General features: G+C 46.9%; 25 protein-coding genes. 19 read left to right on the top strand and 6 right to left on the bottom strand.

From position 1 onward, the window contains the following. Positions 1-298: 298 nt before the first annotated feature. Both MUN34_RS09345 and MUN34_RS09340 read left to right on the top strand, forming a co-directional pair. Positions 299-1,120 (top strand): endonuclease I family protein, encoded by an 822-nt coding sequence (locus MUN34_RS09345; protein WP_026828842.1) that lies wholly within the window; start codon positions 299-301, stop codon positions 1,118-1,120. Between the two features lie 151 nt (positions 1,121-1,271). Further along, positions 1,272-1,859: a YdcF family protein gene (locus tag MUN34_RS09340; RefSeq protein ID WP_034769946.1), complete on the top strand. Its 588-nt coding sequence runs from the start codon at positions 1,272-1,274 to the stop codon at positions 1,857-1,859. 39 nt (positions 1,860-1,898) lie between these two features. On the opposite strand, the gene MUN34_RS09335 is transcribed toward MUN34_RS09340, so the two are convergent. Then, positions 1,899-2,441: a hypothetical protein gene (locus tag MUN34_RS09335; RefSeq protein ID WP_026828840.1), complete on the bottom strand. Its 543-nt coding sequence runs from the start codon at positions 2,439-2,441 to the stop codon at positions 1,899-1,901. Between the two features lie 131 nt (positions 2,442-2,572). Then, on the bottom strand, positions 2,573-2,743 hold the full coding sequence (ytzI, locus tag MUN34_RS09330; protein ID WP_152538833.1) for a YtzI protein: 171 nt from the start codon (positions 2,741-2,743) through the stop codon (positions 2,573-2,575). 123 nt (positions 2,744-2,866) lie between these two features. Here ytzI and MUN34_RS09325 point away from each other — a divergent pair, with 123 nt between their 5' ends. Continuing rightward, a complete protein-coding gene (locus MUN34_RS09325; protein WP_026828839.1) occupies positions 2,867-3,970 on the top strand; it encodes a PP2C family protein-serine/threonine phosphatase in 1,104 nt (367 codons plus the stop codon). Between the two features lie 129 nt (positions 3,971-4,099). Here the strand turns inward: MUN34_RS09325 and MUN34_RS09320 are convergent, their stop codons facing one another. Further along, on the bottom strand, positions 4,100-5,035 hold the full coding sequence (locus MUN34_RS09320; RefSeq protein ID WP_026828838.1) for a magnesium transporter CorA family protein: 936 nt from the start codon (positions 5,033-5,035) through the stop codon (positions 4,100-4,102). Positions 5,036-5,155: 120 nt separating this feature from the next. Between MUN34_RS09320 and MUN34_RS09315 the strand changes: the two genes are divergently transcribed. After that, on the top strand, positions 5,156-5,521 hold the full coding sequence (locus MUN34_RS09315; protein ID WP_026828837.1) for an Hpt domain-containing protein: 366 nt from the start codon (positions 5,156-5,158) through the stop codon (positions 5,519-5,521). Between the two features lie 110 nt (positions 5,522-5,631). Here the strand turns inward: MUN34_RS09315 and MUN34_RS09310 are convergent, their stop codons facing one another. Continuing rightward, positions 5,632-6,510 (bottom strand): chemotaxis protein CheV, encoded by an 879-nt coding sequence (locus tag MUN34_RS09310; protein ID WP_026828836.1) that lies wholly within the window; start codon positions 6,508-6,510, stop codon positions 5,632-5,634. Between the two features lie 215 nt (positions 6,511-6,725). Between MUN34_RS09310 and MUN34_RS09305 the strand changes: the two genes are divergently transcribed. From MUN34_RS09305 to MUN34_RS09255, 11 genes are all read left to right on the top strand, one after another. Further along, positions 6,726-8,165: an NADP-dependent glyceraldehyde-3-phosphate dehydrogenase gene (locus tag MUN34_RS09305; protein ID WP_247857626.1), complete on the top strand. Its 1,440-nt coding sequence runs from the start codon at positions 6,726-6,728 to the stop codon at positions 8,163-8,165. A gap of 178 nt (positions 8,166-8,343) precedes the next feature. Beyond that, positions 8,344-9,330: an MBL fold metallo-hydrolase gene (locus MUN34_RS09300; protein WP_247857625.1), complete on the top strand. Its 987-nt coding sequence runs from the start codon at positions 8,344-8,346 to the stop codon at positions 9,328-9,330. Then, entirely contained in the window at positions 9,314-10,072 is a 759-nt protein-coding gene (locus MUN34_RS09295) for an SDR family NAD(P)-dependent oxidoreductase (RefSeq protein ID WP_026828833.1), read from the top strand. Before MUN34_RS09300 ends, MUN34_RS09295 begins: the two co-directional genes overlap by 17 nt. Before the next feature lie 15 nt (positions 10,073-10,087). Next, positions 10,088-11,281, top strand: coding sequence for an ABC transporter substrate-binding protein (locus MUN34_RS09290; protein ID WP_247857624.1), 1,194 nt, complete (start codon positions 10,088-10,090; stop codon positions 11,279-11,281). After that, positions 11,268-12,032 (top strand): ABC transporter permease, encoded by a 765-nt coding sequence (locus MUN34_RS09285; protein ID WP_247857623.1) that lies wholly within the window; start codon positions 11,268-11,270, stop codon positions 12,030-12,032. The genes MUN34_RS09290 and MUN34_RS09285 overlap by 14 nt, the downstream gene beginning before the upstream one ends. Beyond that, complete coding sequence (locus MUN34_RS09280) at positions 12,029-12,775, top strand: ABC transporter permease subunit (RefSeq protein ID WP_026828830.1); 747 nt, start codon at positions 12,029-12,031, stop codon at positions 12,773-12,775. The genes MUN34_RS09285 and MUN34_RS09280 overlap by 4 nt, the downstream gene beginning before the upstream one ends. Then, positions 12,747-13,637: an ABC transporter ATP-binding protein gene (locus MUN34_RS09275; protein ID WP_247857622.1), complete on the top strand. Its 891-nt coding sequence runs from the start codon at positions 12,747-12,749 to the stop codon at positions 13,635-13,637. Before MUN34_RS09280 ends, MUN34_RS09275 begins: the two co-directional genes overlap by 29 nt. Before the next feature lies 1 nt (position 13,638). Beyond that, positions 13,639-14,220: a CDP-alcohol phosphatidyltransferase family protein gene (locus MUN34_RS09270; protein ID WP_026828828.1), complete on the top strand. Its 582-nt coding sequence runs from the start codon at positions 13,639-13,641 to the stop codon at positions 14,218-14,220. Next, the gene (locus MUN34_RS09265; protein ID WP_247857621.1) at positions 14,217-14,810 is read left to right on the top strand and encodes an NUDIX hydrolase; all 594 of its coding nucleotides are present in this window, start codon (positions 14,217-14,219) and stop codon (positions 14,808-14,810) included. Before MUN34_RS09270 ends, MUN34_RS09265 begins: the two co-directional genes overlap by 4 nt. A 135-nt stretch (positions 14,811-14,945) precedes the next feature. Next, entirely contained in the window at positions 14,946-15,482 is a 537-nt protein-coding gene (locus tag MUN34_RS09260; protein WP_026828826.1) for a PadR family transcriptional regulator, read from the top strand. A 133-nt stretch (positions 15,483-15,615) separates the two neighbouring features. After that, positions 15,616-16,239 (top strand): hypothetical protein, encoded by a 624-nt coding sequence (locus tag MUN34_RS09255; protein ID WP_247857620.1) that lies wholly within the window; start codon positions 15,616-15,618, stop codon positions 16,237-16,239. Between the two features lie 85 nt (positions 16,240-16,324). Here the strand turns inward: MUN34_RS09255 and MUN34_RS09250 are convergent, their stop codons facing one another. After that, entirely contained in the window at positions 16,325-16,981 is a 657-nt protein-coding gene (locus tag MUN34_RS09250; protein ID WP_034769938.1) for a type 1 glutamine amidotransferase domain-containing protein, read from the bottom strand. Between the two features lie 68 nt (positions 16,982-17,049). Beyond that, a complete protein-coding gene (locus tag MUN34_RS09245) occupies positions 17,050-17,904 on the bottom strand; it encodes an aldo/keto reductase (protein ID WP_247857619.1) in 855 nt (284 codons plus the stop codon). Positions 17,905-18,090: 186 nt separating this feature from the next. Here MUN34_RS09245 and MUN34_RS09240 point away from each other — a divergent pair, with 186 nt between their 5' ends. The 4 genes from MUN34_RS09240 to deoB all read left to right on the top strand — a co-directional run bounded on the left by MUN34_RS09240 (position 18,091) and on the right by deoB (position 21,513). Further along, entirely contained in the window at positions 18,091-18,627 is a 537-nt protein-coding gene (locus tag MUN34_RS09240) for an NUDIX hydrolase (protein WP_026828822.1), read from the top strand. Between the two features lie 96 nt (positions 18,628-18,723). Next, the gene (gene fur / locus MUN34_RS09235; RefSeq protein ID WP_026828821.1) at positions 18,724-19,206 is read left to right on the top strand and encodes a ferric iron uptake transcriptional regulator; all 483 of its coding nucleotides are present in this window, start codon (positions 18,724-18,726) and stop codon (positions 19,204-19,206) included. Positions 19,207-19,331: 125 nt separating this feature from the next. Beyond that, entirely contained in the window at positions 19,332-20,216 is an 885-nt protein-coding gene (gene xerD / locus MUN34_RS09230; protein WP_247857618.1) for a site-specific tyrosine recombinase XerD, read from the top strand. 124 nt (positions 20,217-20,340) lie between these two features. Continuing rightward, complete coding sequence (gene deoB, locus MUN34_RS09225) at positions 20,341-21,513, top strand: phosphopentomutase (protein WP_247857617.1); 1,173 nt, start codon at positions 20,341-20,343, stop codon at positions 21,511-21,513. Positions 21,514-21,516 lie beyond the last annotated feature (3 nt).

Raw genomic sequence — 21,516 nt, 5'->3', positions numbered from 1 at the left:
TTTACAGTATAGCAAGTTTTGAAAGTTGCTGTATCACCCGTGGCGTTTATTTCTGAACATCTTGTTTTCGTGACTTTTGAACCTGGAATATTTTTTGATGAGAAGAATAACTGGTCGGTTGACCTGTTCTAAAGAAAAAAACAGGACCATCGGACTCTTGAACAACCGAATGAATTTTGATTCAGTTTCTTTTCGGGGATTTCAAGGTCTTTTGTCCAGCTTCTCAGATGTGAAAGGAGGTGTGAAAATGAGGAGGTAAGACGAGCACATACATATGTAACCAAGGGGGAAACACAGTATGAATTGGAAGTCGAAAATCAGCGGGGCGCTTGTCGCTGCACTTGCACTTGGGTCAATTTCGTTTACACCAGTCATCGCGAAAACAGAACCGACGAAAATCGTTGCCGGACCTCAGATGGTCACGTCACAGCCGACGATCGACGCGTATTATCTACCAGCATCTGGTAAAACAGGTGCGGCATTAAAAGCCTCACTGCACGATATCATTGATAACCATACGCAAGTGTCATACGACACGGTTTGGACTGCTCTGAAGGAAACGGATCAAGATCCGAACAATGCAAATAATGTCATCGAACTCTATACGGGTAAATCGATTGCCAAGAGCAATAACGGCGGGAACGTCGGTCAATGGAACCGGGAACACGTCTGGGCGAAGTCACACGGTGATTTCGGAACAAGCAACGGACCGGGAACAGATCTGCACCATCTTCGGGCAGAAGACGTCGTCGTCAACAGCGCACGGGGAAATCTTGATTTTGATAACGGCGGAACGAAGTATGCCGGTTGTGACTGCTACCGCGACAGCGATTCATGGGAGCCGCCGACACGTGTCAAAGGCGATATCGCCCGCATGATCTTTTACATGGCAGTCCGCTATGAAGGCGGCGGTGAAATTGATTTAGAGGCATCAGAAAACGTCAGCAACGGTACGAATCCACTCCATGGAAAACTGTCGACGCTAAAAGCCTGGAACAAACTTGATCCGGTCGATGCGACGGAAATCAGACGAAACGATATCATCTTTGAGAAATGGCAAAAAAACCGTAATCCGTTCATCGATCATCCGGAATACGTGACATCGATTTGGGGAAATTAATGTCAGGCAGATAAGGCAGAGCGACACACCGATTTTTTGCGGAGGTGTCGCTTTTTTTTTGTAAAAACGAGTTGAAACCTTTTACGTGGCGAGGCGTATTGAAAGAGGTGACAAAAAGACAGCAGGATCTTACCACTGAGGAGACATAATCGTGAAGAAAACATTAAAACATATCATACGCCGTTTTTATAAGGCCGGTCTTGGGTTACTCTTATTACTCATCGTATTCTGGTTCAGCATCGGCTGGTTCATCGCGAAGGGGGAACGACCGCTTGCGAACGGGAAGCATCCGTACGTCATCGTGCTTGGAGCCGGTGTCAAAGGCGAGAAACCCTCATTGATTCTAAGTAACCGGATTGAGGCAGCCGTCCGGTACGGAAAACAATTTCCGGATACGACGTTTATCTTAAGCGGAGGACAAGGGGACGGAGAGGCGATTTCGGAAGCGGAAGCGATGCGACGCGGGATGCTTCAAGGAGGAATCAGTGAAGAACGATTGTTGCTTGAAGATCAATCGACATCGACGACTGAAAATCTGATGTTTTCAAAACGGCTGTTACCGGCATCTGAAAACCGTGTCTCGATCGTGACATCGGACTTTCATTTGTACCGTGCCCGAAAAGAAGCAGAACAGATGGACTTAAAGACCGATGCCATTCCGGCTGCGACACCACTGTCCGGCGTACTACGTTTCGGGATGCGGGAACGTGTTGCGATTATTGTGAAACACTTCCAATGAAAAACACCTTCCCGGATCGTCCGGGAAGGTGTCATCGAATTATTTGTTTGATTGAGAATGATCTTGTTTCGAATCATCGTGCTGCGCATTATTTGGTTGGTGCTCGGGAGGTGCTTCTTCTTTTCCGAGTGCCACATCTTTCGCTTCAACGACTTTACTGCTAATAGAGTTGAGATCTCCTTTAGCTTCGTTGACCGTCTCTTTGACAGACGATGCATCAGTCTTAACGGTCTCAAGCTCCGTGTTGACTTTATCGTAAACGTTTTGGACATCAGATGCGACTTCTTGAATGATGCTTGAAGCGCTCTTTACTTGGTTGATGACTTGTGATGCTTTGCCTGACGGATCTTCTTTAATTGATGAAGCGAGCGTCGAGACAGAGTCTTTAGCACCGCGCAGGCTTTGTTTCGTATTTTGACGGCTAGACGAGCTGAGTAACGTCAGGAGACCGCCGACGACTGCGCCTAGCAGCATTCCTGTAAGTAAACTGACTTGACGACCAGATGAAGTTTCCTGATCGAACTGGCGATTCGGGTTTTCGGCATGTACGGCATGTGGATCGTTTGGTAAGTTTGGTTGCATGATTGACACTCCCTTAAAGTATGATTTGACCATGATAGGAATATACCCTTATCTCACAACTAAAAACATGCATTTGTAATACAACAAAAAGACCATCCGATGATATGATGGTCTGAGACGGCCTGATGGTCTTACGATCGATGCTCGTCATCGTGTTTTTCAGATAGTTTACGGTTGATTTCATCGTAATCGATTTCGATGTCATCCTTGTTGCCTTTGTACCCGTAACCCTTTGAAATCACGAGGATTGAAGCGACTAAGACGAAGACGATGATTAGAATGGAGACGACATAAAGCCACATGACCCATTCCTCCTTTCATTCTTCTTTAGTATGACGGAAAAAGCATCTTTCGTCTAAACGAAAATGCAAATTGTGTGCTAAACTATTTTCAATGAATATGTTGATGGAACGAGGTGAGACGACATGAGTATACTGGTCGTAGATGATGAGTTTACCAATTTAATGATTTTAGAACGTTTGCTTGAAAACGAAGGATACGATGTAGTCAAAGCGATGAGCGGGGAAGAAGCGATGGAACTGATGGAAGACCCGGTGTTTACCGAGACACTTGACGTCGTGTTACTTGACGTCGAAATGCCCGGAATCAGCGGTATCGATACGACACGCTTAATTCGTAAACGGTTTGGCTTGGATGAGTTACCGATTGTCATCGTATCCGGTCGATCGAACGAAGAAGATATCGCGGATGGACTTGATGCCGGTGCATCTGATTACACGACAAAACCGATTCGGAAAACGGAATTGTTAGCCCGTGTCCGAAACGCGATGTCACTTAAACAAGCGATTGATGCTCGAAAGCGTTACGAAAAAGTCTTACAGGAAGACTTTGATTTAGCGCAAAAGCTTCAACAAAGCGTGTTAAGTGCGAATATCGAGGACGAAGACATCCGAATTATGGCGACCTACATTCCGTCGAAAAAACTGGCAGGCGATATGTATGCCTGGTACCGGATTTCGCCGCAAAAATACGGAATCATCTTATTTGACGTCATGGGACACGGCGTCTCGTCTGCTCTGATTACGATGGGAATGAGTTCGATTTTATTTGAACTCGTACATCGCATTGGCGATCCGGCGAAAGTACTCGAGGAATTAAACAAACAGATGAGCCGCTTGTTCCCGGGTGATGAAACGGAAATTTACTTTACAGCCGTGTACTTGTACATCGAACTGGATGAAATGAAACTCAGTTATGCGAATGCCGGGCATCCACCGGGCTTACTGCGGATGGGGAATCAAATCATTCCGCTTGAGAATACGGGATTACCGGTCGGGATGTTCGAAGATTCGGAGTATACGAGCCAGACGATTGACCTCGTTTCGCCAGGTTGTGTCTACTTGTATACAGATGGCTTCATGGAATTGTACAGTAAGGGAATCGATGAAGGCATCAGTGCGATTCGTGAATTGATTCAAGAACAGGGGCCGGCGATTCATCAATTGATTCAACCGGATCAAAGTGACGATGCAGACGATTTATGTCTCGTAACCGTCGAAATTAATTAATCTGCAAAAAAACCACTTTCCTTTTGATGGACTTAGGCAGAGAGAGCCGAAGAGACAGTCGTCTCAACACGCTTTCCTAGACTAAGGCATTTAAAAGTAAGTGGTTTTTTGTCCATCAGTTCATAAGCACTAAAAGAAACGGCGGCGCCACAAAATAAAGGCAGCTAAGCCAGAGAAGAAAATCATCATGCCGAAGACAATCCAAAAGCCGATGACTTCGCCTTCCCATGGTACATGGACGTTCATTCCGAACATTCCCGAAATCATCGTCGGAATCGAAATGACAATCGTGATCGACGCGAGAAACTTCATGACGAAGTTGACGTTGTTCGAGATGACGGAACCAAACGTATCCATTGTCGAACTGATGATGTCTTTGTAGATTTGGGCCATTTCCATGGCCTGGCGGTGTTCGACGAACACATCTTCGAGCAGGTCTTCATCGTCTTCGTGTTTTTCAAGACTCGGTGTTTTGATGATCCGATCGAGTACTCCATCGTTTGACTTCAAAGAAGTCATGAAATATACGAGCGATTTTTGTAAGTTCATTAATTGGAAGATTTCTTGGTTTCGCATCGAACGTTGTAATTCTTCCTCGAGCTCATCCATCCGGCGGTCAATTTGCCGCAGGAACCGGAGATATGAGGAACTGACTTTATATAAGATTTGAAAGACGAATCGGGAACGGTAATTCGTCCGGAATGCACGGAGCTTTCCGCTTGAGAATAACGTTAAGACATCCAACTGTTGCGAACAGACCGTGATAAAGTGTCTTGACGTCACGATGATACCAAGCGGGATCGTATTGTAACGACGTCCGGATGATTCTTCTTCGATGTAAGGAACGTCGACGATCATCAACAAACCTTCATCATCTTTCTCGAAACGAGGTTTTTCCTCGACATCAAGTGGGTCATAAATAAAATCCTCAGGAATTTTCGTAGCAGCGATTACTTGATCGGCTTCGTCTTTTGTCGGATTGACAAGATGAATCCAGGAACCTTTCGTAAACTCCTGAATCTCGTTGACTGCCCCCGTCACATCACTTCGATAAATCGTCAACATTGTCTATCCCTCCTGCTCTTCACTTTTTCATTATAGGAATACTCTATAGACCGTGTAAATGATTCTCAGATTTTTTTTTAAAACGTTTAATGATAATATAGAAAAAGAGGAGGGGAAAAGATGCCTTTTTTTAATGAAAAGAAGTTAGAAGAACTACGTCTGATTGCCGGTGGCGATGACGTATTTTTACAGAAAATTGGTGAGACGTACATTGCTCAGTTTGATCGGAAGTTTCCGGAACTCAAGGATGCGGTCGAAGCAGAAGATGCGGTACAGACTGAGAAATTAGCTCACTTACTTAAAGGTGCCTCCTATTCCGTAGCGGCGGATGACTTAGCAGATGATTTTGAACTTCTAGAGCGTGAGGCGGAAACGGGTTCGGTCACGAATGCCCCGGAAGTCTTGACTCGGATTGAAGAATGTATGGTCGGTTTCAGAAAAATTTGGTTAGATGTGTTTCTTGGTAAAAATACGGATTCTGTCTGAGGTGAAAGATTAGATACCGTTGACACGACTTCTGTCGCAATCATGCCTATATTAAAAATATCCGTCTCCTGAAAATCAGGGGACGGATATTTGTGTACGACAATAACGATTCAAAGCACGTATGTATCGACCGTTTCGATCAATCGACCGATTTCCGGTTTCGTGATTTGAGCGTTGACACCAACGGATTCTCCTTTATGCCGAAGATCGTTAGAGATCAATGAGGAGAAGACGACGATTGGCAAATCGGTATAACGATCATCTTCACGCAGGCGTTTCGTCAAGTGAAGACCGTCCATTTTGGGCATCTCGATGTCCGTAATCAACAGATCACAATCGCTTCCCGCTTCAAAGGCATCAAAGGCATCTTTTCCGTTGATGAACCATTTCAAACTATCGTAACCAGCTTCTTCGAGTGTTTCGATGATAAGTGTCCGTAACATTTCCGAGTCTTCTGCAATCCAAATGGTTTTATTCGACCGGTTCCGTGGCGAGACGCGACGACCTTCTTCCCGGGCGAAGATGTCTTTACGCGAAAGTTCAAGCGCGATTTTTTCATAATCAAGTAAGATGATCATCTTGTCGCCGGTCTTGACAACACCGTTCGTCAAACCTTCGATCCCCCGTGCGAGTTCATTTGGTGTATCGATCTGTTCCCACGAAATACGGCGGATTTCTGTTACGGAATCGACGCGGAGGACACTCTTCTCGCCATTGAATTCACAGATGATCAAGCGATCGTCTGTTGTTTCTTCATGAGCCACGCCGATGACGGTCGGTAAATCGATGACCGTCATGACTTCACCCCGAAGTTCGATCAATCCTTTGACAGCGTCCGGTGTCCCAGGTAGTGGTGTCATCGGTAGTGGAACGATGATTTCCCGGACTTTCATGACATTGATGCCGAACGTATACGGTCCGCAATGAAAAATAACGATTTCCAACTCATTTGTTCCAGCTTCTAATAAAATATCGTGTTGATTGTACACGTAATTGATCCCCTTTCCATCCTGCACTGCACTTCTGACTAGTTATCGGCAGAAAGAAGCAACTCTTCCACAACAAAAAGAATAAAAAAGTTATTGAAATCGCTTTCATTTTATGTTAAGCAAAATGTTTGGCATTTGTCTGACCAATTGATTACAATAAGCTATGCAGCCACACACTGAAGTGAGAGAGAAAAAATAAATGGAGGTCGAGTGGAATGACTACAGCAACAACATACACATACTTATTAGATGGACAATGGCAGGAAAGTGAATCCAATGAAACCATTGAAATTTCTTCCCCTTATAAAGAAGATACAGTCGGTCGTGTCCAAGCGATGACAAAATCAGAAGTAGACCGGGCAATTGCGTCTGCTAAAACAGCGCAGGCAGAATGGGCGAAAGTCCCTGCCAATAAACGGGCCGAATTGCTTCATGCGTGGGCAACGGAACTTGAAAAGCGTGCGGACGAAATCGGCGAAGTCATTATGCGTGAAGTTGGTAAAGGACTTGCTGACGGAATCAAAGAAGTGAAACGGACGGCAGAAATCATCCGTTATACAGCAGAAGAAGGCCTCCGTTTTGACGGTCAGATGATGCAAGGGGACTCGTTCCCGGGCGGAAGTGCGAAAAAAATCGCCATCATCAAAAAAGCACCGCTTGGTGTCGTACTTGCGATTTCACCGTTTAACTATCCGGTCAACCTCGCAGCGGCGAAACTGGCACCTGCCTTGATGACCGGAAACGCAGTTGTCTTCAAACCGGCAACACAAGGTTCAATCAGCGGTACATTGATGGTTGAAGCACTTGTCGCAGCAGGATTGCCGTCAGGACTCGTCAATCTAGTAACCGGACGCGGTTCCGTCATCGGTGATTATTTGACAGCTCACCCAGGCATCAACATGATTACGTTCACAGGTGGTACAGCGACGGGACAACATCTCTCGCGTCAATCGTCGATGATTCCACTCGTTCTCGAACTTGGCGGGAAAGACCCCGCCCTTGTTCTTGAGGATGCGGATCTCTCGCTAGCGGCAGATCACATCATCAGCGGTGCGTTTTCGTATTCCGGACAACGTTGCACAGCAATCAAACGTGTATTTGTTCTTGAACCTCAGGCAGATGCGCTCGTCGCAGAATTGTCTGCTCGAATCGCGAAATTGACAGTCGGTTCACCGGAGGACGAAAGTGTTGTCGTACCGTTGATCGATGCGAAGTCAGCTGATTTCGTCGAAGGTCTGATTACGGATGCGAAAGAAAAAGGCGCAACACTCGTCACAGGTGGAAACCGGACGGCAAACTTGATCGAACCAACATTGTTTGACCATGTCACACGTGATATGCGGATTGCATGGGAAGAACCGTTCGGACCGGTCTTACCTGTCATTCGTGTCAACTCGGTCGAGGAAATGATCGCGTATGCGAATGAATCGGAATACGGTCTTCAAGCAAGTGTCTTCACGGAAAACATCGACGCAGCGTTCAGTGTTGCAGATGCGCTTGAAACAGGTTCTGTCCAAATTAATGGTCGGACGGAACGTGGTCCCGATCACTTCCCATTCATCGGTGTAAAATCATCGGGTCTTGGTGTACAAGGTGTCGGACGAAGTCTTGCTTCAATGACACGCGATAAATTAACAGTTCTTAACTTAAAATAAGATAGTTTGATCAAAGCGACCTTTCAATCTGCGGAAAGGTCGCTTTTTTGCATCCAAATGCTGTCGTCCGCCGTATTCTTTTTAGAGGTTTAGTGATTTGAGGGCGACAAAGTTTGCCGCTGTCGCTTCTTTCTCTCTATAATGAAGGAAACCATCCAGAGAGAAGAGGGGTTTATCGATGCGACGAGAAGATGAAATCTTTACTTTACCCATTCCGACACCGTTTCCTGTCGGAGATATCAATTGTTATCTGTTACGGACCGGAACGGAAACCATTTTAATCGATTGTGGTCCGGATACGGATCAAGCCTGGCAAGCGATGCAAGAGGGTCTCGGGAAAATCGGAGTGACGGTTTCGATGCTCGATAAAGTAATCGTGACGCACCATCATGCAGATCATGCCGGACTCGCCTATCGTTTTTCTGAACAGGGGATTCCGATTCATGGACATGCCCGTCTGAGACCATACTTAGAACAAGATCAAGCATTTTTGAGCAACGGGGATGACTTCCTGCAACGGTTGGCGTTGTCATTTGGTGTACCGGACGAAATACGGGCGCTGTTACCGAGTTATTTATCCGCTTTGAAATGGCTCGGAAAGGGACAGCTGGATCATACCCTGCAAGAAGGGGATGCCATTACGGCGTCAGGCGACTACCGTGTACTCGAATTACCGGGTCATGCCAGCGATCAAATCGGTATCCTCAGTCAGTCAGGAGTCCTGTTTGCAGCAGATCACCTGTTGGCGCGCGTCGAACCCAATCCGTTGCTCGAGCAACCGCAACCCGGAGATGAATCGGACATGAAACGACCGGTCCTCGCTTACATGCGTTCCCTCCGTAAACTGCAAGGCGAACGGATCGAGATTGCCTATACCGGACACGGCGAGCCGATTCGCGATGTCCCGTCCTTGATTGAAGAACGTCTGTTGCAACGTAAAGCGCGGGGCGAACAGTTGTTGAAACATATCGAGGGAACAAAAACGTTGTTTGAACTCGCGCAAGTGACATACGGAAACCGTTTGAAGAAATCGTTCCCGCTCGTCATGAGTGAGATGAAAGCACGCCTCGACTACCTTGTGGCCAGTGGACAGATTGTTGTCGAAAAACAAGACGGGATTTTACGGTATACGAGAAAGGGCAGTGGACATGAATCTCATGAATAAAACGGTTGTCTTGACCGGTGCCTCCAGCGGTCTCGGGGAAGCCCTCGCATACGAGCTGAATCGGCATGGAGCAAACTTGATCTTAGTCGCCCGGCGGGAAGATCGGTTGCAACAGGTCGCAAAGACACTGCAAGCGGAATACGTTGTCTATGATTTAGAACATTCACCGGAGCGTCTGGCTGATCAAATCGCCGAGCGGTATGGCATGATTGATGTATTAATTAATAACGCCGGTTTCGGGGAGTTCAGTTTTTTAGAGGAGACGACGGTTGAAACCATCGAATCGATGAACCGGGTCAACGTCCTGGCCCCGATTCGATTGACGAAAGCCTGTCTCCCGCTGTTTCGTCCTCAAGGCATGATTGTCAACGTGGCGAGTCAGGCGGGGAAATTACCTACACCTAAGTCGACGATTTATTGTATGACAAAAGCAGCCTTATATCAGTTTTCCAATGCGTTGCGTCTTGAACTGAAGCCGAAGGGGCTTCATGTCATGACCGTCAATCCTGGACCGATTGCGACGGAATTTTTTATTCGGGCGGATCTCAGCCGGAAATACGAAAAAAATGTCGCGAGCATCGTGTTGTCGAAAGAAAAATTGGCACGAACGGTTACTCGAGCCATCATCCGAGAAAAACGCGAGGTCAATGCGCCGTTTTGGATGGAAGGTTCTGCAAAAGCCTACGGACTGTTTCCGCGGATCATTGAATGGCTCGGTAAGTCAGGTTTTGATAAAAAATAAAGGGGTTTTTTACACATGATGAAGCAAATGATTGGAATCGCAGCAACAGGATTGTTTCTTGCCGGATGTGCGTCTCCGGCAGCACCGGTTCAGGAAAAAGTATTAGGTTCTTCTTATACATCGATTGAAAAAGATGCAAACGAGACGACCGTCCGGATGTATATGTGGGGCGGCGACGAGGGGATCAATGCCTACATCGATGAATATGTAGCACCGAAGCTGAAAAAAGAGCATAAGATTACATTAAAGCGTGTTCCGATTGAAACAGCTGATTTGATTCAAAAACTTCGGGCGGAAAAAAAAGCCGGGAAAAAAACAGGCGTCATTGATGTCGTCTGGATCAACGGGGACAACTTCCGGAATGCGAAAAAGGACGGCTTATTATACGGTGAAATCACGAAAGTGTTGCCGAACATGAAATACGTGGATCCACAAGCACAAGGATCGGATAGCGGGACACCGACTGATCACCTGGAAGCGGCGTGGGGAAAAGTTCAATATACGTTCCATTATGATCAAGCCAGTGTCGCGAAACCACCGAAAGACTTACAGCAACTTAAAAGCTGGGTCAAACAAAATCCGGGTAAATTCACGTATCCGGAAGTGACTGACTTTACGGGAAATGCCTTTGTCCGCCACGTCATGTATGGGGTCGAGTCGAAAGAAACGTTAAAAGATCCGAAAGCGGACTTTAAGAAAACGTGGGCCTATTTAAATGAATTGAAACCTTATTTATGGAAAGAAGGCAAAACGTATCCGAAGACGTTAGCACAGCTTGACCAGTTGTATGCAAAAGGAAGCGTTGCGTTCACGATGGGCTTCAATGAACGTCGGGCGGAACAGGAAGTGAAATCAGGGACATTCCCGAAAGAGACACGTCCGCTAGTCTTGACCGAGGGTTCAATTGCCTCGACCCATTTCCTGTCGATTCCGTTTAATGCACCAAATCCCAATGGAGCACTCGTCACAGTCAACACGTTATTGTCGCCGGATGCCCAACTCAAGAAATTTGACGGCACGTACTGGGGGGACGGAACAAGTTTAGATTTGACGACGTTAAGTTCGACGGAAAAACAGGCGTTTGAAGACGTTCCGGCGGCGGAATCCACACCGAAACCAGCGGCATTTGAGGACAAAGTCCGTGCTGAACTGGATCCGGCCTTCTTTGATGTGATTCGGAAAGACTGGCCGGAACGTGTGGCGCGGTAATGCCTGGCCTGCCACTTTGCTGATTACCGGTATGGTCGGCTACGGTCTTTTCGTCAGTCTTTCGATGACGACCTGGGGAGATTACAGCCGGTTGTTCGTGGATCCGGTATTTTTGGAAAGTATCGGCATCAGCTTGTATGTAGCAGTCAGCAGTACGGTGCTGTCTGTTTTGGTCGGAGCGTGGTTGGCCGGATTTTTCGCCAAGCAAACAGGATGGACGACACAATTTTTGGCTGTTCCGTTATTTTTGCCACACCTCGGTGCAGCCTATTTGGCCATTCTTTATTTGAGCGATTTTCCGGTCGTCGGTCCGCATGAAGGGAATCAATTCAGCATCATCTTGACGTATCTCTACAAAGAAATTCCGTTTGTCTTTTTTTATTTGTTGCCGGTCTACCGGCGCCTCGATCACCGGTACGAAGAACTGGGATTGATGCTCGGTTTATCGCGCATGAAACGGTTGTGGCATGGAAAAGGAGTATTTTTGCTGTTTCCTGTTCTCGAGGCAGCCTTTATTGTTTTTGCTTTTACTTTATTTGCATATGAAGTACCGGCGTTGCTCGGTGTGACGTATCCGAAGCTGATTGGCGTCTATACGTTTGATTTGTATACACAAGGCGATTTATCCCGCCAACCGGAAGCTTTTGCCATCAGTGTTCTCTTGACTGGAATCTTATTTTTGTTGTTATTGATCTTTACACGCATGATTCGCCCGTTAACGGAGCGGATCAGTAAGGGGCGGGTAGAATGAGAAGACGGGCAATAACAGTAATAGTAGCTTTGCTGGTCCTGGCTCCATTGCTCGGACTGATTCCGTCCACCTGGACCTGGAATCCCCGTTTGTTCGACACCTTGACGACAACGGTTTCGATGATTGGCGTATTAACACTGCTCAATCATTTGATCGGCTATATTACAGGAAAGGCGATTGCATTTCGGACGGGGCGACCCATCCGGTATATGGAACTGTTGATCAGTTTGCCACTGTTCTTACCGGTGTTATTATTGTCGTTTGGTCTCTATCTGACATGGATCCGGTTAGGGTTAGCCGATCAATTTATTGGTGTGTTGCTGGTTTTACTGCTTCCGACGTTACCATATACAATTCGGATTTATACGAATGCGTTTCAAGCACTGGGTGAACAGATGATGGAGCAAATGGTGTTGATTGAACCAAGCCGCTTCAAACGTTTTCTTTTTTTGACAGGACCGATGATGCGTTCTGCCATCCAATCGGTCACGTTACTCGTAACGGTCATCGCTTTGAGTCAGTATGCGCTCGTTATCTTAATTGGGGGCGGAGTCGTTCAAATGATTGCGCTTGAAGCGTTTCCGCTCTATTCCGGAAATTCCTTGGTCGCCGCTAAAGAAGCGACGATTTGGTTATTGGTTTTACCTTTATTGATTTATTTTGTGCAACTCATTTTATTAGAAGGATGGGTGCAAGTAGTTCGGAGGCTGTTAGATGGACGTTACGATTCAGCACGTCAATAAACGATTTGGCCAGAAACAGGTCCTGCAGGCAATTGATTTACGCATTGCGTCTGGTCAATGTGTTGCGCTCGTTGGTCCGAGTGGAAGTGGGAAAACGACACTGTTACGATTGATTGCCGGTCTTGAGAAAGTATCAGACGGCATCATTCGTTTCGGTGAAGTCGACATGACGCACGTCGCTCCGAATCAACGTGGAGTGACGATGTTGTTCCAACGTCCGTTATTGTTTCCTCATTTGACGGTCGGACAAAACATCCGGATTGGTATGACGACAGGTCATCAACAGGACGTACAAGAGTGGTTAACTAAAGTCGGATTAACAGGACGGGCGGATGCCTTTGTCCATGAATTATCCGGCGGAGAACAGCAACGGGCCAGTCTCGCACGCGCTTTGGCAAGCAGTCCGAATTTCCTGCTGCTGGATGAACCGTTCTCGAGCCTTGATTTACCGCGCCGCCGTGAACTTCGGACGCTGATTCGACGTTTGACGGTTGCGGAAGGTGTGACGACGTTGCTTGTCACGCATGACCGTGAGGAAGCGATGGCAATGGCGGATTATGTCTACGTTATGGAGCGGGGACAAATCATTGATCAGGGACATCCGATTGAGTTAGCGGAAAAAAGTCCGTTCTTTGGCGACGGAGTGCGTCTGAACGGTGAGTGGTATCCGTTATCCGAAGTGAAGTTGGTCTTAAGACCGACGAATGGATTACAGGAACGTGTTACGATTACGAAAGAGCTGACGCAATACGGTGTTCGATTTTATGAAGTGGAGCGCCAAACGGGAGAGCGGCTTGTCGTTCAAACGACAGAGACGTTCAGCGAAAAGGTGACAGCTTATCTTGTGAGAAAGGAGGGGTAGCATGTTAGATACGCGCGCCAGAAAAGTCGTCCAGCCCCTTTTTGAGCAAATGGCGACATTATTGAAGAAGATGGGTCTTTCAGCCAACCAAGTGACAATCATTTCCGGCATCATTGGTGCCTCGACCGGTTTCTTTGTCTATAACGATATGATGGGAATCGCAATTTTATTATTATGGCTGTCCGGAGCGCTTGATGTCGTCGATGGAACAATGGCGCGACGGGAAAAAACAACGCCGATCGGGACAATTCTTGATCTGGTCCTCGATCGAATCGTGGAATTATCCGTTTTGATTGGTATTGCCCTGCGGTTTCCGGAGACGCAAGTCGTTATTTTATTACTCGTCGCTTCATTTGTCATTGGTATGACGATGTTTCTTGCGATTGGAGCGGTCAGCGATAATTATGGATTCAAATCATTTCAGTATCAACCTGGTCTTGTCGAACGGACGGAAGGATTTCTTTTTCTGACCGCGATGTTACTGTTCCCAAGCGCCATCATTTGGATTGCCGTCATCTTTTTGATTGCTGAGTTGTACACCGTCGGCGAACGTTTTTATCAAGCTTCGAAGGTGTTGCGATGAGTGAATCGGAACACTTGATGGTCGTCGATTCATCCGGTCAGCCGTTGTATCCGGCAACCCGGAAGACGGTACACCGGGACGGATTATGGCATGAAACGTTTCATTGTTTTGTCATCGATCTCGACAAAGGACACGTTTTGTTGCAACAACGGGCGAAACAGAAAAAAGATTTTCCGGAGTTGTTTGATATTACGGCAGCCGGACATTTGCTCGCAGGTGAGACACCGGCGGACGGGATCCGCGAACTCGAAGAAGAGATCGGTCTCGTCCGGCAGTTCGATCAGTTAGTTCCGCTAGGTGTCTTTCTGGAAGAATTGATACTAGCGGACTTAAAGGATCGTGAACGTGTCCATCTGTACCTGACGGATTCAGCAGTGCCGCTGGAACAGTATAGGTTGCAAGCAGAAGAGGTCAGTCGATTGATTGCCTTACCGATTTCTGAGTTTGCCCGATTGGCAGACGAGACGGCAGAGACGTTTAAGACGATTGATCAAGAAGTCATCCGACGGGATCAATTTGTACCGCATCCGCTTGCATACTGGAGGCGTGTGAACGAAGGAATTCAGGCATATCGGGTACAACAAATGTAACGAAAGGACTGTCACGCTATTTTCTGCGGCAGTCCTTTCGTCTTTTTTATGATAAAGCTAGGCAGAAAGTAGCATAATGGGCATTTGTTTGAGATAATTAACAATATATACATTTGATGAAAGAAGGTGCAGCCAGTGGCGTTACGATTTGCATTGCTCGGACTGCTAACTCAAGGAGAAGCGACCGGATATGATTTAAGTACGACGTTCAAAAAGCAGATGACACATTTTTGGACGGCGCATCATACACAAATTTACCGTGAATTGTTGAAGATGGAAGACGATCAGCTTGTGACGAGTGTTTATATCGTCCAAGAAGACTTACCGGATAAAAAAGTCTATTCGATTACGGAAGCGGGTCAAACGGCACTTGTCGCCTGGTTGCGTGCACCAAGTGAATTCAAGCCGAAGATGAAAGATGAAAATTTGATGCGGGTATCGTTATTGCATCTGTTACCGCCGGATGAAGCGATTCTGTATTTGGAAGAATCGAAGCGGCATCATCAGTTTGCCGTCGATATGATGAAGGTCTGGCGAAAAGATCATTTAGAGAACGGGGCAACGCTTGGGGAAACCTTGACGAGTGAATACGGCTTACGGATGATGCTGAATTATCTTGACTGGTGCGACTGGGCGATGGAAGAAATAAAAAAAAGTCAGACGAATGTCTGAGCAACAAACTCACTTGATCAATCCACTTTTCAGAAAAGAGGATTGGTCTTTTTACGTCGTCAAAAGCGCATTCGGGCCAGACGTTGTGGTACAGTAAATGAATTGTATCGGGATTAGAGGAGGAGTACAGAACGTGAGTGTATTTACAGATTATGAAGAGTGGTTAGATGAAGTAACGGATGAGATGATTGAACATGAAGTGCATTATGCCGTCGCCGAATTAAAATTAGGCGGAGAAATTGGCGATTATTATGAAGAGTCCGGATTGATTGACCGGTTCGTCACGCAACAGATGGTCTGGTTATCGTTCGAAGAGATGGAGCAGATTTTAGATGAAGCGGGAGAGCTTAATCTTGAGATTGTAGCGGACGAAGCAGAATCAGATGTGCAACGGTCACAAGTCAAACAGATTCTGAAGCAGTCAATCAAACAGCAGCTGGTGCTGAAGTCGCAACCGTTCGTCGCGACACGCCTCGAACAATTGCGTCAGGAGCATCCATCTGTCAAAGATCAGTTCGAAGAAGTCCGGTCGGCATATGATCAAGTCGATCATCTCTTAAGATCGGGTCCGGAACCGACAATTATCCCAAAACGGTGGTACCGGCGGGAACGGGTTGTTCCCCGTTCTTTCACTCCGGCGGAACAAACGAGTCTGGAGCAGGAACATCTCGAGCTGACACCACAATATGAAACCCAAAAACAGAAGTTAGAAGAACTGAGTCATGAAATCGCAGCCTATGAACGGGTTTTACCTTAAATTCGATTTTTCTTCGGCTGAATCACATAAAAAGCCCCGTTCCGATGTACGCATCGGAGCGGGGCTTTCGTGTAGAAAGAGTTGCTTAGACAGTTGCAAGTTTAGCAATGACGAGTTTAGCGACAGCTTCACTTGATGCAGGGTTTTGACCTGTGATGACATTACCGTCGATGACGGCAAATTCTTTTCCGGCATCGGAAGTCAGGAAGGTTGCCCCTTCACCGCGTAATGTCGTTTCAAGCAGGAACGGAACTTTGTCTTCGAGTCCTGTTGATTTTTCTTCTTCATCCGTGAAGCCGTTGATTTGACGACCTGATACGAATGGTTTTCCATCAATCGTGACGTGGGCAAAGGCAGCAGGACCGTGGCAGACTGATGCGACGATACCGTCTTTTCTGACCATTGCTTCGATGGCACCGGCAACGAGCGGGTTATTCGGGAAGTCGACGACTGCTCCGTGACCGCCCGGGAAGTAAACAGCGTCAAATGAAGCAGGATCTACATCGGCAAGTGGCGTCGTATCGTGCAGGGCACGGCGTGCTTCCTGGAATTTAGGCAGGATTTCTTTCACCATTGACGCTTTATCAATCGGTACGTCGCCGCCTTTAACTGAAACGACTGTGACATCATGACCGGCTTCTTTGAACAGGTTGAATGGAGCAGCAAACTCCTCGAACCATAAACCCGTTTTATGACCGTTCATTTCGTCAGCACTTGTAGATACGATTAAAATTTTTGACATGATAAAAACTCCTCCTCTGTAATAACGTTACAAAGAAGAAGTTTCCCTGCTGGTGAAAAATTCAAACCTCACCGATGTTCTGTATACGTGTGGACGGGAAGAAGTGACAAGACATGCGCAATCTGTTCAGCAGTCAACGGTTCCTGCATCGCTTGCAGATTCGATTGCAGTTGCGACACGCTTGACGCGCCCGGCAGAACGATATCAGCTTGTTGGTCAATGGCTTGAAGTGCCATAGCCGGGAGCGGGTAGTCTTGTAACATTGATAAAAGGTGTTCCAGTTGTTCCTTATCGTACTGTTCGAACCGGTCGACCGACTGAAGACGAGACATGCTTTCCGTCGTCAGGAGACCTTTTGCGAGCGGTCCGCGGGCAACGAGTTTAATGTTGCGCTCTTGCAGTCGCGGTAATAACTCTTCGATCCGACGGTCGAGTAAAGAATATGGAGTCATCAAGTATGAGAAATCACTGTTCTCGAGCCAGTAGTCAATGACGTTCGGACGGAGTGACGAGAGTCCGTATTCTTTGATCCGTCCTTCTTCCTGCAAGTCTTTCATGGCACGAATCGAGGCATCAAGATCATCATCCATCGTTCCGCCATGGACATAATAGAGGTCGAGATAGGGTGTTTCGAGACGGTTCAGACTCTCGACACACGCTTTTTTCAGATAGTCGTAACTCGGGTCCCACGTCCAACCGGTTCCGGTATCATTCATCCGGTTACCGCCTTTTGATGCCAGAAACAGCCGGCTACGATCCTCCGGTGAAAAAGTCTGTCCGATCAATGATTCGACTGCACCGTTCGCGTAAACATCCGCCGTATCGAAGTGGATGATGCCTTCGTCGAGCGCTGTCCGAAGAATCTCGGTTGCTTCCTCTTGCCCCCGTTTTAAAATCGTCATCGTACCTAAACCTAGTGTCATATTCAATCCCTCATTTCTTTCGACTAGTGCTACTGTGTATGAGTTTACCATATTTGATCGAGGATGTTCCTGAGTGGATTTGTACGGAATGGGCATTCCGGCGGAAAAGGAAACAGGCTTGCATCAAGAATCAAAAAACAGGCATACTATGAAAGAGAAGAAATTCGATTAGAAGAGGTGTCTATGATGGAAGAAAAAACGTTAGAACGGGAAGTTATTTATGAAGGAAAAGTCTTTAACGTCGAGAAACATGTCGTCAGTCTTCCGAACGGTAATACCTCTGTCCGTGAATTGGTTTATCATAACGGTGCAGTCGCCATCATTGCGTTTGATGAAAAAGGAGATTTGTTAGTCGTCGAGCAATACCGAAAAGCGTTTGAACAATTATCGATTGAAATCCCAGCAGGCAAGTTGGAAAAAGGGGAAAATCCGGAAGAATGCGCAGGACGTGAACTAAAAGAAGAGACCGGATACGCAGCAGATAAGCTGACACATGTGTTTGATTTTTATGGCGCACCCGGTTTTTGCAGTGAACGTGTACATATTTATGAAGCAACGGGATTGACTGCAGGACAACGCCAGCTGGATGCGGATGAGTTCTTGGAGAACCAGACGTTGACGCTTGAACGGGCACTGGAACTTATTGCGAACGGGACAATTGTCGATGCAAAAACGATCATGGCGATTCAGCATTGGCACATTCGTACATTAAAATCATTCTAAAGCGAATGATTTTCAGTTGATAATCATTTTAATTTGAAAAAGGACGGATTATCGGCTATGATAAAACCATCAGTTTCGACCAAAGGGGGCGCTATGATGGAAAGTCGTGTTGAACGCATTAAAAAACAGCTGAGCGGTAAAGGATATAAGCTGACTCCCCAACGTGAAGCGACCGTACGGATCTTACTGGAGCATGAGTCGGACCACTTAAGTGCGGAAAATGTCTTTTTATTGGTCAAAGAAAAAAACTCAGACATTGGACTTGCGACGGTCTACCGGACGCTTGAATTATTAACGGAACTTGAAGTCGTTGATAAAGTCAATTTCGGAGACGGCGTATCCCGGTTTGATTTACGGCAAGAAGGTGCGAGTCACTCGCATCATCATCTCGTCTGTATCGAATGCGGATCCGTCGAGGAAATCCTAGATGATATGTTAGAAGAAGTCGAAAAAGAAATCGTCACGCGTTTCCAATTTAAGATCAAAGACCACCGTTTGACGTTTCATGGTGTGTGCCGGGTGTGCCAAGAGCGGCATGCACGTGAAGCACTGGAACAATCGCAAACACAAACCGTCTGACTGTCCTCATCAAAAAGAGGACGGTTTTTCTTTTTGAAAAATATAGGTCAGACCTCTTCACAACGGTTTACACCTTTGATATGATGGGAAAGTAAGCGATTTCTTAATGACAGAGGATGAGTTCAGTGAGGCAACAACTGGAGACATTTATCGACTATTTAGTGATTGAGCGGCAGATGTCAGTTAACACGGCAGCTGCTTATCGAAATGATTTAAACCAGTATTTGACGACGCTTGAACAGCGAGGGATTTCGTCCGCGGAAGAAGTCACACGCCACCATATCGTCCTTCATATTGAATCCTTGTTACAGGCACAAAAATCACGAGCGACGGTTCGGCGGTCGACGAGCTCGATTCGATCGTTCCATCAGTTTTTAGTAGAACGTCAAATCGTCCGTCATGATCCGTCACGTCATCTTGACTTGCCGAAGCCGGATAAAAAACTGCCGGTTGTTTGGAGTCAAACCGATATCGTCCGTTTGCTTGACTCGGTCGTCGGAAATGATCCACTCGTACGGCGGGATGCAGCAATGCTTGAATTGCTCTACGGAACCGGTATGCGTGTCAGCGAACTGTTACAACTGACACTGGGCGATTTACAACTCGAACTTGGTTACTTGTCCTGTCTTGGAAAAGGCAACAAAACCCGCATCATCCCGATCAGTCAGACGGCGATTGACAGCGTCTCGATTTATCTTGAACTGGCCCGTAACAGTCTCGGTGGACGACAAACGGACTATGTGTTCCTCAACAGCCGCGGCGATCGTTTATCGCGGCAGGGTTTTTGGAAGATGATCAAGCGCCGGGCGAAAGAAGCGGGAATTGAAAAAGACATCACTCCCCACGTCTTGCGTCATTCGTTTGCGACCCATCTTCTCGAGAACGGAGCAGACTTACGTGTCGTTCAGGAAATGTTAGGGCATGCCGATTTATCGACGACGCAAATGTACACACATGTCAACAAAGCCAGACTGCATGATGTCTATAAGAACCATCATCCACGCGCGTGATGGTTTTACCATCAAAAGGTCTGACTTCAGACAAATAGAGTGTTTTGTCTAGTCTATTTACGGGAAAGTTCAAACGGGATTTATCTTTAGTAATAAGCAATAAGTATATAGGAGGAATTTTAATATGGCTCAACCATTCAAACGTGTATTTTTAGTGGTCATGGATTCTGTAGGAATCGGAGAAGCGCCGGATGCAGAACAATTCGGTGATCTTGGTGCGCATACGCTGGGACATATCGCAGAACAACGTGATGGTCTGAATATGCCGCATCTTGCTCAGCTCGGTCTGTCGCATATCGAACCGGTTCAAGGTGTGTCAGCGGATGCTGCGCCTATTGCTTCTTTCGGAAAAATGGAAGAAGTCTCAGCCGGTAAAGATACGATGACCGGTCACTGGGAAATCATGGGCCTGCGGATTGACACGCCGTTCCGCGTCTTTGAGAAATTCCCGGAAGATTTAATCGGTCGCCTGGAAACATTTTCTGGACGGAAAATCATCGGGAACAAACCGGCATCAGGGACAGAAATTCTCGATGAACTCGGACAGGAACATGTCGAGACAGGTGCTTTGATTGTCTATACATCAGCAGACTCCGTGCTTCAAATCGCAGCACACGAAGAAGTCGTTCCGCTTGAAGAACTCTATCGTATCTGCGAGTATGCCCGTGATATCACGCGCGACGATCCATACATGCTCGGCCGGATCATCGCCCGTCCGTTCCTCGGTGAGCAAGGAGCATGGGTCCGGACTTCAAATCGCCACGACTATGCGCTGAAACCGTTTGACCGGACTGTCATGAACGAACTCGAAACAGCGGGTCTCGATGTCATCTCGCTCGGTAAAATTGCTGATATCTTCGATGGTGAGGGAGTCACGGACGCCATTCGGACAAAATCAAACATGGACGGCATGGATCAACTCGTCAAACAACTCGACCGTGACTTTACGGGACTTTGCTTCTTGAACCTCGTCGATTTTGATGCATTGTTCGGTCATCGTCGCGACCCACAAGGATACGGTCAGGCATTAGAAGAATTTGATGCCCGTCTGCCGGAAGTCTTTGACCGTCTGCAAGAAGATGATTTGTTGATCATTACGGCAGACCATGGCAATGATCCGGTCCATCCGGGAACAGATCATACCCGTGAGTACGTTCCGCTGTTGGTCTATTCGAAAAACGGTGTTGCCAAAGATCTAGGTATCCGTTCGACGTTTGCCGACCTTGGAGCAACGGTTGCGGAAAACTTCAATGTGAAGCTACCGGCACACGGTAAGAGTTTCTTGTCAGAACTTTAATTT

Origin of the sequence: Exiguobacterium sp. 17-1 (genome assembly GCF_023096305.1) — a bacterium.
GTDB classification, from domain to species: Bacteria; Bacillota; Bacilli; order Exiguobacteriales; family Exiguobacteriaceae; genus Exiguobacterium_A; species Exiguobacterium_A sibiricum_A.
The sequence above is the reverse complement of the archived record's forward strand: the minus strand, read 5'-3'. Positions and strand labels throughout refer to the sequence as shown.

Bases quoted from the DNA above. Each gene is read 5' to 3' on its own strand.
- MUN34_RS09240 (WP_026828822.1), top strand. From the start codon at position 18,091: ATGGAAGAAAAAACGTTAGAACGGGAAGTTATTTATGAAGGAAAAGTC.
- MUN34_RS09265 (WP_247857621.1), top strand. From the start codon at position 14,217: ATGAGTGAATCGGAACACTTGATGGTCGTCGATTCATCCGGTCAGCCG.
- deoB (WP_247857617.1), top strand. From the start codon at position 20,341: ATGGCTCAACCATTCAAACGTGTATTTTTAGTGGTCATGGATTCTGTA.
- ytzI (WP_152538833.1), bottom strand. From the start codon at position 2,743: ATGTGGCTTTATGTCGTCTCCATTCTAATCATCGTCTTCGTCTTAGTC.
- MUN34_RS09315 (WP_026828837.1), top strand. From the start codon at position 5,156: ATGCCTTTTTTTAATGAAAAGAAGTTAGAAGAACTACGTCTGATTGCC.
- MUN34_RS09275 (WP_247857622.1), top strand. From the start codon at position 12,747: ATGGACGTTACGATTCAGCACGTCAATAAACGATTTGGCCAGAAACAG.
- MUN34_RS09305 (WP_247857626.1), top strand. From the start codon at position 6,726: ATGACTACAGCAACAACATACACATACTTATTAGATGGACAATGGCAG.
- MUN34_RS09290 (WP_247857624.1), top strand. From the start codon at position 10,088: ATGATGAAGCAAATGATTGGAATCGCAGCAACAGGATTGTTTCTTGCC.
- MUN34_RS09345 (WP_026828842.1), top strand. From the start codon at position 299: ATGAATTGGAAGTCGAAAATCAGCGGGGCGCTTGTCGCTGCACTTGCA.
- MUN34_RS09295 (WP_026828833.1), top strand. From the start codon at position 9,314: ATGAATCTCATGAATAAAACGGTTGTCTTGACCGGTGCCTCCAGCGGT.
- MUN34_RS09325 (WP_026828839.1), top strand. From the start codon at position 2,867: ATGAGTATACTGGTCGTAGATGATGAGTTTACCAATTTAATGATTTTA.
- MUN34_RS09270 (WP_026828828.1), top strand. From the start codon at position 13,639: ATGTTAGATACGCGCGCCAGAAAAGTCGTCCAGCCCCTTTTTGAGCAA.
- MUN34_RS09280 (WP_026828830.1), top strand. From the start codon at position 12,029: ATGAGAAGACGGGCAATAACAGTAATAGTAGCTTTGCTGGTCCTGGCT.
- MUN34_RS09320 (WP_026828838.1), bottom strand. From the start codon at position 5,035: ATGTTGACGATTTATCGAAGTGATGTGACGGGGGCAGTCAACGAGATT.
- MUN34_RS09300 (WP_247857625.1), top strand. From the start codon at position 8,344: ATGCGACGAGAAGATGAAATCTTTACTTTACCCATTCCGACACCGTTT.
- fur (WP_026828821.1), top strand. From the start codon at position 18,724: ATGGAAAGTCGTGTTGAACGCATTAAAAAACAGCTGAGCGGTAAAGGA.
- MUN34_RS09250 (WP_034769938.1), bottom strand. From the start codon at position 16,981: ATGTCAAAAATTTTAATCGTATCTACAAGTGCTGACGAAATGAACGGT.
- MUN34_RS09245 (WP_247857619.1), bottom strand. From the start codon at position 17,904: ATGACACTAGGTTTAGGTACGATGACGATTTTAAAACGGGGGCAAGAG.
- MUN34_RS09335 (WP_026828840.1), bottom strand. From the start codon at position 2,441: ATGCAACCAAACTTACCAAACGATCCACATGCCGTACATGCCGAAAAC.